Genomic DNA, 15,650 nt, shown 5'->3' with positions numbered 1-15,650 from the left:
CTGTCGCGTCCGTAAAGGTGCCTGTTGCCAAGTAAAGACCCTGTAGCCACTATAGGGTCAAGCACCCTTTTGGAGATTGCTGCGATGAAGATCGGCGAATTGGCAAAATTGACGGATTGCCAGGTGGAAACCATCCGTTATTACGAGAAAGAAGGCCTGCTGCCGCCGCCTGCGCGCAGTGACGGTAATTACCGGCTTTACACCCAGGCGCACACCGAACGGCTGGTGTTTATCCGCAACTGCCGCAGTCTGGACATGACTCTTGAGGAAATTCGCAGCCTGCTGGGCCTGCGGGACAGTCCTCAGGACCAGTGCGAAAGCGTGAATGCATTGATTGATGAGCACATCCACCACGTGAAGGCGAGGATCGACGGGCTGCTGGCGTTGCAGGAACAGTTGCTTGACCTGCGCCAACGCTGCGGCGGCGGGCCGGATCTGGATCAGTGCGGGATTTTGCAGCGGCTGGAGGTCAGCGGGAGTGTCGCGGCCAGCGAGGCTGAACCCTCACATGTAGGCAGAAGCCACGGTCATTGATGTGTACACAAAACAAATGTGGGAGCGGGCTTGCTCGCGAAAGCGGAGTGTCAGCCACTGAATGTGTTTCTGATACACCGTATTCGCGAGCAAGCCCGCTCCCACATTGGGACCGAGATCGCTTTTAGATAGCCACGTCGGCCTTGATGCTCGGATCAGCGTCATAGCCCACGATTTCAAAGTCTTCGAATTTGTAATCGTAGATCGACGCTGGTTTGCGCTTGATCACCAGTTCCGGCAGCTTCTTCGGCGTGCGCGCCAGCTGGGTCTGGATCTGTTCCATATGGTTGCTGTAGGCATGGGTGTCGCCCGTGGTGACGATGATCTCGTGAGGGATCAGGTCGCACTGCTGGGCCAGCATATGGGTCAGCAGCGCCAGGGCCGCAGTGTTGTACGGCAGGCCGAGGAACACGTCGGAGCTGCGGATGTACAACTGCATCGACAGATGTCCGTCATGCACAAAGGCCTGGTACAGCAGGTGGCAAGGCGGCAGCGCTTGCTTGCCGTCCCGGGCGTTTTGCTGGGGGCTCTTGGTCTCGTCCGGCAGGTACTCGACGTTCCAGCCGTGGAACAGGATGCGGCGGCTGTTGGGGTTGGTCTTCAGGGTCTCGACCATGTAGTCGATCTGGTTGATCTTGCCGCCGTCCTTGGTTGGCCACGCGGTCCACTGCTCGCCGTACACCGGGCCCAGGTCACCGTCTTCGGTGGCCCATTCGTCCCAGATCTTTACGCCATTCTCGTTCAGCCACTTGATGTTGGTGTTGCCACTCAACATCCAGATCAATTCGTTGGCGATGCTTTTGAAGTGAAGCTTCTTGGTGGTCAGCAGCGGGAAGCCGTCGGCCAAGCTATGCCGAAACTGACGGGCAAACACGGCCTTGGTGCCGGTGCCGGTGCGGTCGCCCTTGGTCAGGCCATTGGTCACGACATCGTTCAGTAGTTCGAGATATTGCTTCATGTCTATACCTGTATCGTTGAAGCCGGGCCCCTCGGGCCCCGGCGTTCGAATTTAAAGCGCGGTGTTCTTGATGCCTTGCGGGCGATTGTAAGCCCACCACAGCAGGCCCAGGCCGGCGATGATCATCGGCAGGCTGAGAATCTGACCCATGGTCAACCAGCCCCACGCCAGGTAGCCCAGCTGCGCATCCGGCACCCGCACGAACTCGACGATAAAGCGGAAGATCCCGTAGAACAGCGCGAACATGCCCGACACGGCCATGGTTGGGCGTGGCTTGCGCGAAAAGATATAGAGGATCAGGAACAGCGCCACACCTTCCAGGGCGAACTGGTACAGCTGCGACGGGTGACGCGGCAATTGCGCCGGGTCGCTGAACGGCGGGAACACCATGGCCCACGGCACGTCGGTCGGCTTGCCCCACAATTCGGCATTGATGAAGTTACCGATGCGCCCGGCGCCCAGGCCAATCGGCACGAACGGTGCGACGAAGTCCATCAGCTGGAAGAACGACTTGCCGTTACGCCGGCCAAACCACCAGGCGGCGATCATCACCCCCACAAACCCGCCGTGGAACGCCATGCCGCCCTTCCACACCTCGAAGATCAGTGTCGGGTTGGCGATGTAGGCTGGCAGGTCGTAGAACAGCACATACCCCAGGCGTCCGCCGACGATGACCCCCATCGACATCCAGAACACCATGTCGGAGAGCTTCTCCTTGGTCCAGGTCGGGTCGAAACGGTTCAGGCGCCGGGAAGCCAGCAACCAGGCACCGCCGATGCCGATCAGGTACATCAACCCGTACCAGTGGATTTGCAGCGGACCGATGGCCACGGCCACCGGGTTGATCTGCGGGTAAGGCAGCATTGCGACTCCTCGTTAAATCAATAGTCATGGCGCATCGGACCATGCCGGTGCGCGATTAAGCCTGCGTTACAGCAAAAAATTCAGCCCTACACAAAACAGCAGCCCGGCGAACAGCCGCTTGAGCAAGCGCGGCGACAACCGATGCGCCAGGCGCGCGCCAAAGCGGGCTGCCACCATGCTGGTCAGGGCGATGCCCAGCAGCGCCGGCAAGTACACAAAGCCGAGACTATGCTCGGGCAGCAGCGGATCATGCCAGCCCAGAATCATGAAACTTAACGCACTGGCCAGGGCGATCGGCAAGCCGCAGGCCGACGAGGTGGCCACTGCCTGCTGCATCGGCACGCTGCGCCAGGTCAGGAACGGCACGGTCAACGAACCGCCGCCGGTGCCGAAAATCGCCGACGACCAGCCGATCACGCCGCCCGCCAAGGTCAGGCCGAGCTTTCCCGGCACCTGACGGCTGGCCTTGGGCTTGAGCTCCAGGGTCATCTGCAAGGCGATCACCAGGGCAAACACACCGATGATCTTCTGTAGATGAGGCCCGGAGATCGCCTCGGCGGTCAGCGCGCCAACGCCTGCGCCCAGCAGGATACCCACGGCCATCCACACAAAGATCGGCCAGCGCACGGCACCGCGCCGGTGATGCTCACGCACCGCATTGACCGACGTGAAGATAATAGACGCCAGGGATGTGCCGACAGCGAGGTGGGTCAACACCGAGGGATCGAAGCCCTGCAAGGTGAAGCTGAACACCAGCACGGGCACGATAATGATCCCGCCGCCCACGCCGAACAGCCCGGCGAGCATGCCCGCACAGGAACCCAGCAGCAAATACAGCAGAAATTCCATGGGAGCCCCCGAAAACAGACCGGCATGTTAACGGATGCAAAGCACAGGGTTCTATGGGTAGAGTGGGCAAAACACAAAGGGATTGCCTTATGTGCCTGATTGTTTTTGCCTGGCGGCCGGGCCACGCCCTGCCGCTGATCGTCGCGGCCAACCGTGATGAGTTTTATGCCCGGCCCAGTCTGCCGTTGGCCCAGTGGCTGGATGCGCCCCATGTTTACGCCGGGCGCGACCAGGAAGCCGGCGGGACCTGGCTGGGAGTTGGCGCAGATGGGCGCTTTGCGGCGCTGACCAATATTCGTGACCCGCACCAGCCGCCGGCGCGCAAGTCGCGGGGCGAATTGGTGGCGCGGTTTCTCGGTGGTTCGCTGTCGATTGACGACTATTTGGCCGACGTTAATGGCAGATCCATTGAATATGCCGGGTTTAACCTGTTGGTCGGCACACGGGACGAGCTTTGGCATTACAACGCCAAGGAGTCTGCGCCAACGCGCCTGGAAACAGGGGTTTATGGGTTATCCAATGCGGGACTGGATACGCCGTGGCCGAAGTTGTTGAAGGCCAAGGCGGCGCTGGCGCAAGTGCTGGAAGATCCGCAGCCCGAGGCCTTGTTGGAGATTTTGAGCGACCCGCAGACTGCGCCGTTTGCCGACTTGCCGGACACCGGCGTGGGACTGGCGACGGAGAGCCTGTTGTCGAGTGTGTTTATTGCCAGCCCCAGTTACGGGACGCGGGCGAGCACGGCGCTGATTGTGAATGCCGACGGGACACGGCATATCGTGGAGCGCAGTTTCGGGCCCCATGGCGGCAGGCTGGGCGAGGTGGAACTGAAAATTTAGCAGTGACTGGACTCGCCTCATCGCGGGCAAGCCCGGCTCCCACAGGGAAATGCATTCCAAATGTGGGATCTGGCTTGCCTGCGATGAAGGCGCCTCGGTTTAGAGGCTTTTTGCAGACGCCGGATTGATCATCCGCGCCAACCCAAGGTTCTTCAGCGCCAATTGCAGCGAGCTGTGGATAACTTGCGGGTTGTCGATGGTCATCAACTCCGCCAGCAATTCCTTGGCCCGGCTCAGGTTGATCTGGCGCAGCATCCATTTCACCTTCGGCAAGTTGGTGGCGTTCATCGACAGGCTGTCAAAGCCCATCGCCATCAACAGCACGGCCGCCGCCGGGTCACCGGCCATTTCACCGCAGATACTCACTTGCTTGCCTTCGGCATGGGCGTCGCGCACCACGTTCTGCAAGGCTTGCAGCACCGCCGGGTGCAGGTAGTCGTAAAGGTCGGCCACCCGTGGGTTGTTGCGGTCCACGGCCAGCAGGTACTGGGTCAGGTCGTTGGAGCCCACCGACAGGAAGTCCACCTGCCGCGCCAGCTCCTTGGCCTGATACACCGCTGCCGGAATCTCGATCATCACGCCAATCGGCGGCATCGGCACGTCGGCGCCTTCGTCGCGCACTTCGCCCCACGCCCGGTGGATCAGGTGCAGCGCCTCTTCCAGCTCGTGGGTGCCGGAGATCATCGGGAGCAGAATGCGCAGGTTGTTCAGGCCTTCGCTGGCCTTGAGCATGGCGCGGGTCTGGACGAGGAAGATTTCAGGATGGTCGAGGGTAACGCGAATACCTCGCCAGCCAAGGAAGGGGTTGTCTTCCTTGATGGGGAAATACGACAGTGACTTGTCGCCGCCAATGTCCAGGCTGCGCATGGTCACCGGTAACGGATGGAAGGCGGACAGTTGCTCGCGATAAATCGCCAGCTGCTCCTTCTCACTCGGAAAACGTTGGTTGATCATGAACGGCACTTCGGTGCGGTACAGCCCGACACCTTCAGCGCCGCGCTGTTGTGCACGTGCCACGTCCGCCAGCAGGCCGGTGTTGACCAGCAGCGGTACACGGTGGCCGTCGAGGGTCACGCACGGCAGTTCCCGCAGGGCGTCGAGGCCCTGGGACAGCTGGCGTTCTTCTTCCACCACTTCAGCGTATTGCTTGCGCAGCACTTCGCTGGGGTTGGTGTAGACCTCGCCGTGGTAGCCGTCGACGATCATTTCGATGCCGTCGACCTTGGAATACGGCAGGTCCACCAGGCCCATCACCGTCGGAATGCCCATGGCCCGGGCCAGGATCGCGACGTGGGAGTTACCCGAACCCAATACCGAGACCAGGCCCACCAGTTTGCCTTCCGGCACTTCGCCGAGCATGGTGGCGGTCAGTTCTTCACTGATCAGGATGGTGTTATCGGGGTACACCAGGGTGGTCGAGCGTTCTTCCTGCAGGTAGGCCAGCAGGCGGCGACCGAGGTCTTTCACGTCCGAGGCGCGTTCGCGCAGGTAGGCGTCGTCCATCAGTTCAAAACGGTTGACGTGATCGGTGACCACTTGGCGCAGCGCGCCCTGGGCCCACTGGCCGGTCTTGATCACGTCCTTGACTTCGCTGCCCAGGGACGCGTCGTCAAGCATCATCAGGTACACATCGAACAACGCCCGCTCTTCAGGCCGCAGCTGGGTGGCCAGCTTGGTCGACAGGGTGCGCATGTCATTGCGTACGCCTTCGAGGGCGGTCTTGAACAGGATGATTTCAGCGTCGATGTCGGTGACGGTCTTGTCCGGCACCACGTCCAGGTCGGCCGGCGGCAGCATGACCACCGCTGTACCGACGGCAGCGCCCGGCGAACCCGGTACGCCGACGAACTTGGCTTCCTGGATACCCTTGCCCTGGCGCCCCAGGCCGCGAATCGAACCGGTGGCCTCGGCGTGGGCGATAACCCCGGCGAGCTGCGCGCTCATGGTCACGAGGAAGGCTTCTTCACCCTCGTCGAACTGGCGGCGTTCTTTCTGCTGGATAACCAACACGCCGACAACGCGGCGGTGGTGAATGATCGGTGCACCGAGGAACGAGGCATAGCGCTCTTCGCCGGTTTCGGCAAAGTAGCGATAACGCGGGTGATCGGCAGCGTTTTCGAGGTTCAGGGGTTCTTCACGCGTCCCCACCAGCCCCACCAGACCCTCATTGGGCGCCATGCTGACCTTGCCGATGGAGCGCTTGTTCAAGCCCTCGGTGGCCATCAGGACAAAACGGTTGGTCTCGGGGTCCAGCAGGTAAACCGAGCAGACCTGGCTGCCCATGGCTTCCTTGACGCGCAACACAATAATCCCCAACGCCGCCTTGAGATCCTTGGCGGAGTTAACTTCCTGGACGATCTTGCGCAGCGTATTGAGCATGGCTCGGGGTCGAACTCCGTCGTCAGTCGCGCGCTAAAAGGCGCGGGGCAAGCTCTTTAAGAGCGCGACGATAAACCTCGCGCTTGAATGTCACCACCTGGCCCAACGGATACCAATAACTGACCCAGCGCCAGCCATCGAACTCCGGTTTACCGGTCAAATCCATCCGCACCCGCTGCTCGTTGGAGATCAGGCGCAGGAGAAACCATTTCTGTTTCTGGCCGATGCACAGCGGTTGGCTGTGGGTACGCACCAGACGTTGCGGCAAACGATAGCGCAACCAGCCTCGTGTGCAGGCCAGAATTTGCACATCTTCACGTTCAAGGCCTACTTCTTCGTTCAACTCACGGTACAAGGCGTCTTCAGGGGTTTCGTCGGGGTTGATTCCGCCTTGAGGAAACTGCCAGGCATCTTGGTTGATACGGCGAGCCCATAGCACCTGTCCGGCATCATTCGTAAGAATAATCCCGACATTAGGACGGAAACCATCGGGGTCGATCACGGCAACAACCTCGCAAACGCATGTCACCGCATTGTTCCACAAAGATTGATACAGCGGCAACGAGGCTGCTTACCTTATGTGCACTCTTGTGAAAAGACCGTATTCTGGACGCCTTTTTACAGACTTTTCAGCGAGTAACTGCAATGCGCCTGGCTTTATTCGACTTGGACAACACGCTTTTGGGGGGTGACAGCGATCACGCCTGGGGCGATTACCTCTGTGAACGCGGAATTCTCGACGCCGTGGCCTACAAGGCCCGCAACGATGAGTTTTACCAGGATTACCTGGCCGGCACGCTGGATAACGCCGAGTACCTGAACTTCTGCCTGGAAATCCTCGGCCGCACCGAGATGGCCCAGTTGGATGAGTGGCACCGTGACTACATGCGCGACTGCATCGAGCCGATCATGCTGCCCCAGGCGGTTGAATTGCTGGCCAAGCACCGGGCAGCGGGCGACAAGCTGGTGATCATCACCGCCACCAACCGTTTCGTCACCGCGCCAATTGCCGCACGCCTGGGCGTGGAAACCCTGATCGCCACCGAATGCGAGATGGAAAACGGCCGCTACACCGGACGCAGCACCGATGTACCGTGCTTCCGGGAGGGCAAGGTGACGCGCTTGAATCGTTGGTTGGAAGAGACCGGGTTTAGCCTGGAGGACAGTTACTTCTATAGCGATTCGATGAATGACCTGCCGCTGTTGGAGCAGGTGACGCATGCAGTGGCAGTGGATCCGGATCCTAATCTGCGGGCTGAGGCTGAGAAGCGTGGTTGGCCGGTAATTACTCTGCGCAGCTGATAACGCTTTCGCGAGCAAGCCCGCTCCCACATTTGATCGAGTTCCATCTTTGGAATGCAGTCGAATGTGGGAGCGGGCTTGCTCGCGAATGAAGGCGACCCGGTTTCAAGTCTTAAACGGGTTTGGCACCCATCAACCCGGCAATCGCCACAAACCCCACCAGGCTCACAACCGCCAGCGCCACGGTGAAGTTCACACTCCCCGCCCCGCCCAACCGCAGTCGATTAAGCCGCGCCACCAGCCAGAACCAGCTCAGCGCCGCCACGGTGTAGATCACGCTTGAACCCAGAATCCAGGTTTGCCCCAGCGGCCAGCCGATCAGGTGCGCCAGCCACCAGCCAGTGAACGGCATGCTCACCACGCAAATTCCCATCAACAGCCACACAAACACCCAAGGCCGCTGCACGGTATAGGCCGGCCCCGCACTGCGCTTGCGCCAGGCCAGCACCGCCAGCGCGACACCGCTGAGCAGCAGCAACACCGTGGCCGCGATGTGGATAACTTTAAGGGTGGTCAGCGTTTCCATGTTCTCGATTCCTTGTAGGCCGCTCAGTCAGCGTAGTCGCTCAACCGAGGAACAGTTGGTAGGCCGGGTTATCACTTTCATCCCAGTACGGGTAGCCAATGGCTTCCAGCGCCGCCGGCACCAGGTGGCGCTCGTCCGCCGGCACTTGCAGGCCCGCCACCACGCGCCCATCGGCAGCACCGTGGTTGCGATAGTGGAACATCGAGATATTCCAGCGCCCGCCCAATTTGTTGAGGAAGTTGAACAGCGCCCCCGGACGTTCCGGGAATTCGAAGCGGAACACCACTTCGTCGCTGACGTGTGCCGCATGGCCGCCGACCATATGGCGGATGTGCAGCTTGGCCAGTTCGTTTTCCGTCAGGTCCAGCACCGGGAAACCCTGGCTGGTGAGGCTGGCGATCAGTGCGCTGCGCGGGTCGTTTTCCGGGTGGGTCTGCACGCCGACAAAAATGTGCGCCTCGCGGCCGGAGTGGTAGCGGTAGTTGAATTCGGTGATCTGGCGCTTGCCCACGGCCTCGCAGAAGGCCTTGAAGCTGCCCGGCTTCTCGGGGATGGTCACGGCGATGATGGCTTCGCGGCCTTCACCCAGCTCGGCGCGCTCGGCCACATGGCGCAGGCGGTCGAAGTTGACGTTGGCCCCGGAATCGATGGCCACCAGGGTTTGCCCGGTGATGCCACGGGTCTCGACGTACTTCTTGATGCCCGCCACGCCCAGGGCGCCAGCCGGCTCCGTGATGGAGCGGGTGTCGTCGTAGATGTCCTTGATCGCCGCGCAGATTTCATCGGTGCTGACGGTGATCACTTCATCCACGTAGTCCTTGCAGATGTCGAAGGTGTGCTGGCCGATCTGCGCCACCGCCACGCCGTCGGCGAAGATGCCCACGGTCGGCAGGACCACGCGCTCGCCCGCCGCCATGGCGGCTTGCAGGCAGTTGGAGTCGTCCGGCTCGACGCCAATGATCTTGATTTCAGGCCGCAGGTATTTCACGTAGGCCGCGATACCCGCGATCAGGCCACCGCCGCCCACCGGGACGAAAATCGCGTCCAGCGGCCCCGGGTGCTGGCGCAGGATCTCCATTGCCACGGTGCCCTGCCCGGCAATGGTGTGCGGATCATCGTAGGGGTGAATGTAGACATAGCCCTTTTCGTCGACCAGCTTCAGCGAATACGCCAGCGCTTCCGGGAACGAATCCCCGTGCAACACCACTTTGCCGCCACGGGAGCGCACGCCTTCGACCTTGATTTCGGGGGTGGTCTTGGGCATCACGATGGTGGCCTTGACCCCCAGCACCTTGGCCGCCAGGGCCAGGCCCTGGGCGTGGTTGCCCGCTGAAGCGGTGACCACACCGCGCGCCCGTTCTTCGGCACTCAATTGGGTCAGCTTGTTGTAGGCACCGCGAATCTTGAACGAGAACACCGGCTGCAAGTCTTCGCGCTTGAGCCAGACCTTGTTGCCCAGGCGCTCGGAGAGCTGGCGGGCGGTCTGCAGCGGGGTTTCTACGGCAACGTCGTAAACGCGCGAGGTGAGGATCTTTTTGACGTACTGTTCAAGCATCGGAAAGCATCACTGGGCGGGTTGGGCAGGGCCAAGGAGTCTAACCCAGCGTTTGGCCGGGCGACCACACGAAAACCGAGGTTTTGTTGGGTTATACTCGCGCCCCTCTTTACTCCCCGCCCGTTCCGGAGCCCGCATGACCCAGGATCAACTCAAACAGGCAGTGGCCCAGGCCGCCGTCGATTTAATCCTTCCTAAACTCGACGATAAAAGCATCGTCGGTGTCGGCACCGGCTCCACCGCCAACTGCTTTATCGATGCGCTGGCCCTGCACAAGGGCGCGTTCGACGGCGCGGTTGCCAGTTCCGAAGCCACCGCTGCGCGGCTCAAGGGCCACGGTATCCCGGTATATGAGCTGAACACCGTCAGCGACCTGGAGTTCTACGTCGACGGCGCCGATGAAAGCGACGCGCACCTGAACCTGATCAAGGGCGGCGGCGCAGCCCTGACCCGCGAGAAGATCGTCGCGGCCGTGGCCAAAACCTTCATCTGCATCGCCGACGCCAGCAAACTGGTGCCCGTCCTCGGCGCGTTCCCGCTGCCGGTGGAAGTGATCCCGATGGCCCGCAGCCACGTGGCCCGCGAGCTGGTGAAGCTGGGCGGCGACCCGGTGTACCGCGAAGGCGTGCTGACCGACAACGGCAACATCATCATCGACGTGTTCAACATGCAGATCACCAACCCGGTGGAACTGGAGCGTCAGATCAATGCCATCGTCGGCGTCGTCACCAACGGCCTGTTCGCGGCCCGTCCGGCTGACGTACTGCTGCTGGGCACCCCGGAAGGCGTGAAAACCCTTAAGGCATAAAAGCACCACAGACCCAGTGTGGGAGCTGGCTTGCCTGCGATGGCATCGCCCCGGCACTACTGAAAGACCGCGTCGCCTGCATCGCAGGCAAGCCAGCTCCCACCTTCGATCTTCGCCATGGCTGGGATCGGGTTCATTTCTTGAACACATAGAACAAGTTCGGCTCACTGACCATGTACAACGTGCCGTCGTTGTCCATGGCAATCCCCTCGGCCTGAGGCACGCGCTGCTTCAGGCCATGACGCCCCTTGAGCAGTGACAAACTGCTCAGGGGACGACCGTCGATATCCAGCTCCAACACCAGGAATGACTCATCCGACAGCGCCAGCAAATGGCCGCTGCGCTCATCGTATTGCAGGCTCGACAGGTCACGCACAAACAATCCGGCATCGCGCTTGGGGTTGTTGATCACGTGCACCGAGTAGGTTTTTTCCGGTTTGAAATGGGGAAAGCCGTGGACCTCGTAGATCAGCATCGGGTCGCGTTCCTTGGCCACAAACAAACGCTTGCCCACCGAGTCATAGGCCAGGCCTTCGAAGCCCTTGTTGCCGCCCAGGTGCACGCCGAGGGTCATTTGCTCGGCGTCGGCGGCATCAAGGAATTTGGTGTCGTCATCCACGTGGACCTTGATCAGCCGCTGCTGGCGCTCGTCGCTGATGACGTAGGTGTTGTCGCTGATGTACTCCACAGCCTCGGCGTCGCCAAAACCCACCAGCGCAATGCGTCGCAGGATTCTGCCGTCCAGGGACAGCTCCACCAGCTCGGCATTCTTGTTGGTCACGGTAAACAGGCTGTTGCGCACCGGATCGAAGGTCAGGGCCGAGACATCATCGTTGAGACCGTCGATCACCTGCGCCTCCAAAGCCACCTGGTAATTCCCCAGGCCAATGGAGTGCTCACCGGCGGGATTACGCCACGACTGCCAGTTGAACCAGGCACGCTCGAACAGGCGCAATTGCTGCGCGACCACGCCGACAGCCACCAGGGCGATCAGGATCAGGATGAAAAAGGCAGGCTTTGGACGGGCAAGTCGACGCATCGGGCGGGGCTCAAAGTGAAAACTGGCGAATGAATATCACGGTCGCCTGAATTTAAACTTAAACGCCCCGGGTGTCTGGCGGATGCCGCAGATAGAGAGAAATCTGACGTAATCGAACTACTGTTTCTGCTTCTCGAAGCGATAGAACAGGTTCGGCTCGCTGACCATGTACAGCGTGCCGCTCTCGTCCATGGTCACGCCTTCGGCACGAGGAATGGTGTTCTTCAAGCCATTGAAGCCGCCGAGCAACGTCATGAAGCTGACTTGCTCGCCCTTCTCGTCCAGTTCCAGCAACAGATGGGAATCCGCCGACAACGCCAGCAGGTGGCCGGTACGCGGATCAACGGTCAGCGCTGAGAGGTTGCGCATGTCCAGCTCGGTGCTGGCGAGCTTTTGCTTGTCGCCGGTGAGGGTCTGGCTGCCGTCGCTTTTCCAGGTGAACAGCGCCGGTGGGCGCTCTTCGCCGAGGATCAGTTGCTGGTTGCGCTTGTCCCAGGTCACGGCTTCAAAGGCTTTGTTTTGGTCCTTCGACGGGCCAAGGTCGTAAGACGGGAAATCGGCTTTGTTCAACTGCTGGGTCTGCGGGTCGACCTTGATGATGGTCAGGCTGTGCTGACGCTCATCGACCACGGCCATCAAGCCGTTTTCCATCATGGTCACGCCTTCCGGGTTGTTCCAGCCGTTGAGCGGCATCTTGCGCAGTACGTCGCCTTGCAGGGTCAATTCAACCAGGAACGGGTTTTTGCCCATGACCGAGAACAGGGTCTTGGTCAGCGGGTTGTAGGTGAGGTCCGAGGCTTCGTCCTTCTCCATGCCGGGCAACAACTTGGCATCGATCACCGCGCGGTAGTCCGGGAGCCAGACGCTTTCCAGGCGCTCGGTCGGGGTTTCGAAGCCCTCCGCCACCCACAGCACGCCACGGTCATCCCAATGCATCGCCCAGACCACGCCGTAAATGATCGCGCCGGCCAGGAACAGCCAGGAATACCAGCGCATGGCAAGGCGTGAACGCAACGAGGGTTTTACGGATGGGAGAGGCACGGCCATTACGCTTTCCAGAAAGTCAGCTTTAGGGGATAGCACAGGATCACAAGGTCCGCGCGCAGGAGGCTGAGGATTATCCGGATGGGGTGTGAAAAAAATGCAAAAACCGGTGCTTCCAGGCAAACACAAAACAATGTGGGAGCCGGGCTTGCCCGCGATGGCGGCGGGCCAGTCAACATTTAAGGCGACTGACACACCGTTATCGCGGGCAAGCCCGGCTCCCACATTTTGAACCGCGTTTCGCCAGGTATTTAGCGAACGCTGCTTTCGAAACGGCTCACACCCGGCAATTCCAGCACCAGCTCGTCACCCACATTCAGCGGGCCCACGCCGGCCGGTGTGCCGGTGAGGATCACATCCCCGGCCTGCAGGGAGAAGCAGCCGGCCATGTACTGGATCATCGGGATGATCGGGTTGAGCATGATCGCGCTGTTGCCGTCCTGGCGCACTTCGCCATTGATGGTCAGGCGGATGCCGATGTCGGTCACGTCCGGGAACGTGCTGCCGACCACGAACGGGGCAATCACTGCCGCGCCATCAAACGACTTGGCGATTTCCCACGGCAGGCCCTTGGCTTTCAGCTCGGCCTGTTTATCCCGCAGGGTCAGGTCGAGGGCCGGGGCGAAGCCGGAGATGGCGTCCAGCACTTCCTCGCGGCTCGGCTTGGCCGACAGAGGCTTGCCGATCAACACGGCGATTTCCGCTTCGTAGTGCACCGAACCGCGCTCGGTAGGGATGGCGAAACCACCTTCCAGCGCCACCACGCAGCTACCTGGCTTGATAAACAGCAGCGGCTCGGTAGGCACCGGGTTATCCAGTTCCTTGGCGTGTTCGGCGTAGTTACGCCCGATGCACACCACTTTCCCCAGGGGAAAGTGAATATTGGTGCCGTCGACATACTTGTGCTGGTAGCTCATGGACCGACTCCTTCAGGGACTGTTAAACAGCGAAAATCTTGCCCGGGTTCATGATCCCGTTCGGGTCGAACACCGCTTTCACTGCTTTCATGTATTCGATTTCAACCGGCGAGCGGCTGTAGGTCAGGTAGTCGCGCTTGGTCATGCCCACGCCGTGTTCGGCGGAGATCGAGCCGTTGTACTTCTGCACGGTCTCGAACACCCACCTGTTGACGGTGGCGCACTTGGCGAAGAACTCGTCCTTGCTCAGATTTTCCGGCTTGAGGATGTTCAGGTGCAGGTTGCCGTCGCCGATGTGGCCGAACCAGACGATTTCGAAGTCCGGGTAGTGTTCGCCGACGATCGCGTCAATTTCCTTCAGGAAGGCCGGCACTTTCGACACAGTCACCGAAATGTCGTTCTTGTACGGCGTCCAGTGGGAGATGGTCTCGGAGATGTACTCGCGCAGCTTCCACAGGTTGTGCAGTTGGGTTTCGCTCTGGCTCATCACGCCGTCGAGCACCCAGCCCTGCTCCACGCAGTGTTCGAACGTGGCCAGGGCGTCGTTGGCTACTTCTTCGGTGGTCGCCTCGAATTCCAGCAGCGCGTAGAACGGGCAGTCGGACTCGAACGGCGCCGGAACATCGCCGCGACCGAGGACTTTGGCCAGGGCTTTGTCGGAGAAGAACTCGAACGCGGTCAGGTCCAGCTTGCTCTGGAAGGCGTGCAACACCGGCATGATCGAGTCGAAATCGGTGGTGCCGAGCACCATGGCGGTGAGGTTTTTCGGCGCACGGTCCAGGCGCATGGTCGCTTCGACCACAAACCCCAGGGTGCCTTCCGCGCCGATAAACAGCTGGCGCATGTCGTAGCCGGTGGCGTTCTTGATCAGGTCTTTGTTCAGTTCCAGCAGGTCGCCCTTACCAGTGACGACTTTCATGCCGGCGACCCAGTTACGGGTCATGCCGTAGCGAATCACCTTGATCCCGCCGGCATTGGTGCCGATATTGCCGCCAATCTGGCTGGAACCGGACGAGGCGAAATCCACCGGGTAGTACAGGCCTTTTTCTTCGGCGACGTTCTGCAATTGCTTGGTGACCACGCCCGGCTGACACACGGCGGTGCGGTCGGTGAGGTTCACGTCGAGGATCTGGTTCATATAGTCGAAGGACACAACCACTTCGCCATTCGCTGCCACCGCAGCAGCCGACAGGCCGGTACGACCACCGGACGGCACCAGCGCCACCTTGTGTTCATTGGCCCAACGGACGATGGCCTGCACCTGTTCGGTGGTCTTCGGGAAGACGATGGCGACCGGGGCCGGGGCGAAATGCTTGGTCCAGTCCTTGCCATAAGCCTCAAGGGAGTCAGCATCGGTCAGGACCTTGCCAGGCTCAACCAGGGTCTTCAGCTCATCAATCAGGGCAGGATGGGTCATCGACAGAACTCTCGAACAATTCATGGTCATCCTGAGAACGCTTCACGTCGCAGGAATGGGTGTTTAGCGGGGCACGTATGCTAGCATACCGCCCCCGCAGGATAGTGCCCAAGGGCGTTCTGCGGTGACGGCTTTCCTGCCGTCCGGGTCAGCTTACGTGATCCGATTCCCTGCCATTTTTCTCCGGGATACAGGTTTACGCAGATGAGCAAGACTTCTCTCGATAAGAGCAAGATCAAGTTCCTTCTTCTGGAAGGCGTCCACCCATCGGCCGTCGACGTTCTGAAGGCTGCTGGGTACTCCAGCATTGAGTACATCACCAGTTCTCTGCCGGAAGCCCAGCTCAAGGAAAAGATCGCCGACGCGCACTTCATCGGCATTCGCTCCCGCACTCAGCTGACCGAAGAGATCTTCGATCACGCCAAGAAGCTTGTCGCTGTAGGTTGTTTCTGCATCGGCACCAACCAGGTCGACCTCAACGCAGCGCGCGAGCGCGGCATCGCGGTGTTCAACGCACCGTACTCCAACACCCGCTCTGTGGCTGAGCTGGTATTGGCCGAGGCCATCCTGCTGTTGCGCGGTATCCCTGAGAAGAACGCTTCCTGCCACCGTGGCGGCTGGA

General features: G+C 60.7%; 15 protein-coding genes and 1 pseudogene. 5 read left to right on the top strand and 11 right to left on the bottom strand.

Annotated elements, in window-relative coordinates:
* Window positions 1–84 precede the first annotated feature (84 nt).
* Window positions 85–534: a Cd(II)/Pb(II)-responsive transcriptional regulator gene (cadR, locus tag K0H47_RS23785; protein WP_017476559.1), complete on the top strand. Its 450-nt coding sequence runs from the start codon at window positions 85–87 to the stop codon at window positions 532–534.
* Window positions 535–658: 124 nt separating this feature from the next.
* On the opposite strand, the gene K0H47_RS23780 is transcribed toward cadR, so the two are convergent.
* The 3 genes from K0H47_RS23780 to K0H47_RS23770 all read right to left on the bottom strand — a co-directional run bounded on the left by K0H47_RS23780 (window position 659) and on the right by K0H47_RS23770 (window position 3,205).
* Window positions 659–1,492, bottom strand: a complete 834-nt coding sequence (locus K0H47_RS23780; protein WP_008438950.1) for a thymidylate synthase — start codon at window positions 1,490–1,492, stop codon at window positions 659–661.
* A 51-nt stretch (window positions 1,493–1,543) separates the two neighbouring features.
* Complete coding sequence (gene lgt, locus K0H47_RS23775; protein ID WP_008438947.1) at window positions 1,544–2,356, bottom strand: prolipoprotein diacylglyceryl transferase; 813 nt, start codon at window positions 2,354–2,356, stop codon at window positions 1,544–1,546.
* A 66-nt stretch (window positions 2,357–2,422) separates the two neighbouring features.
* Window positions 2,423–3,205, bottom strand: a complete 783-nt coding sequence (locus K0H47_RS23770) for a sulfite exporter TauE/SafE family protein (RefSeq protein ID WP_017476560.1) — start codon at window positions 3,203–3,205, stop codon at window positions 2,423–2,425.
* Window positions 3,206–3,294: 89 nt separating this feature from the next.
* Between K0H47_RS23770 and K0H47_RS23765 the strand changes: the two genes are divergently transcribed.
* On the top strand, window positions 3,295–4,041 hold the full coding sequence (locus K0H47_RS23765) for an NRDE family protein (RefSeq protein WP_219273736.1): 747 nt from the start codon (window positions 3,295–3,297) through the stop codon (window positions 4,039–4,041).
* Between the two features lie 99 nt (window positions 4,042–4,140).
* Here K0H47_RS23765 and ptsP read toward each other — a convergent pair whose 3' ends face one another.
* Both ptsP and K0H47_RS23755 read right to left on the bottom strand, forming a co-directional pair.
* Entirely contained in the window at window positions 4,141–6,420 is a 2,280-nt protein-coding gene (ptsP, locus tag K0H47_RS23760) for a phosphoenolpyruvate--protein phosphotransferase (protein ID WP_003213828.1), read from the bottom strand.
* Between the two features lie 22 nt (window positions 6,421–6,442).
* Complete coding sequence (locus K0H47_RS23755; protein ID WP_003176750.1) at window positions 6,443–6,922, bottom strand: RNA pyrophosphohydrolase; 480 nt, start codon at window positions 6,920–6,922, stop codon at window positions 6,443–6,445.
* 143 nt (window positions 6,923–7,065) lie between these two features.
* Here K0H47_RS23755 and K0H47_RS23750 point away from each other — a divergent pair, with 143 nt between their 5' ends.
* On the top strand, window positions 7,066–7,722 hold the full coding sequence (locus tag K0H47_RS23750; RefSeq protein WP_063026447.1) for an HAD family phosphatase: 657 nt from the start codon (window positions 7,066–7,068) through the stop codon (window positions 7,720–7,722).
* A 112-nt stretch (window positions 7,723–7,834) separates the two neighbouring features.
* Here the strand turns inward: K0H47_RS23750 and K0H47_RS23745 are convergent, their stop codons facing one another.
* The gene (locus tag K0H47_RS23745; RefSeq protein ID WP_076013032.1) at window positions 7,835–8,248 is read right to left on the bottom strand and encodes a DUF2269 family protein; all 414 of its coding nucleotides are present in this window, start codon (window positions 8,246–8,248) and stop codon (window positions 7,835–7,837) included.
* A 40-nt stretch (window positions 8,249–8,288) separates the two neighbouring features.
* Complete coding sequence (gene ilvA / locus K0H47_RS23740) at window positions 8,289–9,803, bottom strand: threonine ammonia-lyase, biosynthetic (RefSeq protein ID WP_003213834.1); 1,515 nt, start codon at window positions 9,801–9,803, stop codon at window positions 8,289–8,291.
* 136 nt (window positions 9,804–9,939) lie between these two features.
* On the opposite strand from ilvA, the gene rpiA reads away from it, so the two are divergent.
* Window positions 9,940–10,611, top strand: coding sequence for a ribose-5-phosphate isomerase RpiA (rpiA, locus tag K0H47_RS23735; RefSeq protein WP_008438935.1), 672 nt, complete (start codon window positions 9,940–9,942; stop codon window positions 10,609–10,611).
* Window positions 10,612–10,744: 133 nt separating this feature from the next.
* Here rpiA and K0H47_RS23730 read toward each other — a convergent pair whose 3' ends face one another.
* The 4 genes from K0H47_RS23730 to K0H47_RS23715 all read right to left on the bottom strand — a co-directional run bounded on the left by K0H47_RS23730 (window position 10,745) and on the right by K0H47_RS23715 (window position 15,028).
* A complete protein-coding gene (locus K0H47_RS23730; RefSeq protein ID WP_201142362.1) occupies window positions 10,745–11,650 on the bottom strand; it encodes an SdiA-regulated domain-containing protein in 906 nt (301 codons plus the stop codon).
* A gap of 117 nt (window positions 11,651–11,767) precedes the next feature.
* A complete protein-coding gene (locus K0H47_RS23725) occupies window positions 11,768–12,697 on the bottom strand; it encodes an SdiA-regulated domain-containing protein (RefSeq protein WP_177025621.1) in 930 nt (309 codons plus the stop codon).
* Window positions 12,698–12,945: 248 nt separating this feature from the next.
* On the bottom strand, window positions 12,946–13,611 hold the full coding sequence (locus K0H47_RS23720) for a fumarylacetoacetate hydrolase family protein (protein WP_003213842.1): 666 nt from the start codon (window positions 13,609–13,611) through the stop codon (window positions 12,946–12,948).
* Between the two features lie 22 nt (window positions 13,612–13,633).
* Window positions 13,634–15,028: an FAD-binding oxidoreductase gene (locus tag K0H47_RS23715; protein WP_177025622.1), complete on the bottom strand. Its 1,395-nt coding sequence runs from the start codon at window positions 15,026–15,028 to the stop codon at window positions 13,634–13,636.
* 204 nt (window positions 15,029–15,232) lie between these two features.
* On the opposite strand from K0H47_RS23715, the pseudogene K0H47_RS23710 reads away from it, so the two are divergent.
* A pseudogene (locus tag K0H47_RS23710) lies at window positions 15,233–15,650 on the top strand (phosphoglycerate dehydrogenase); the annotation flags it as partial.

The sequence above is a fragment of the Pseudomonas sp. Xaverov 83 genome (assembly GCF_019352905.1).
GTDB lineage: Bacteria > Pseudomonadota > Gammaproteobacteria > Pseudomonadales > Pseudomonadaceae > Aquipseudomonas > Aquipseudomonas yamanorum.
Note: the sequence above shows the minus strand (reverse complement) of the source record. Positions and strands in the feature narration are given on the sequence as shown.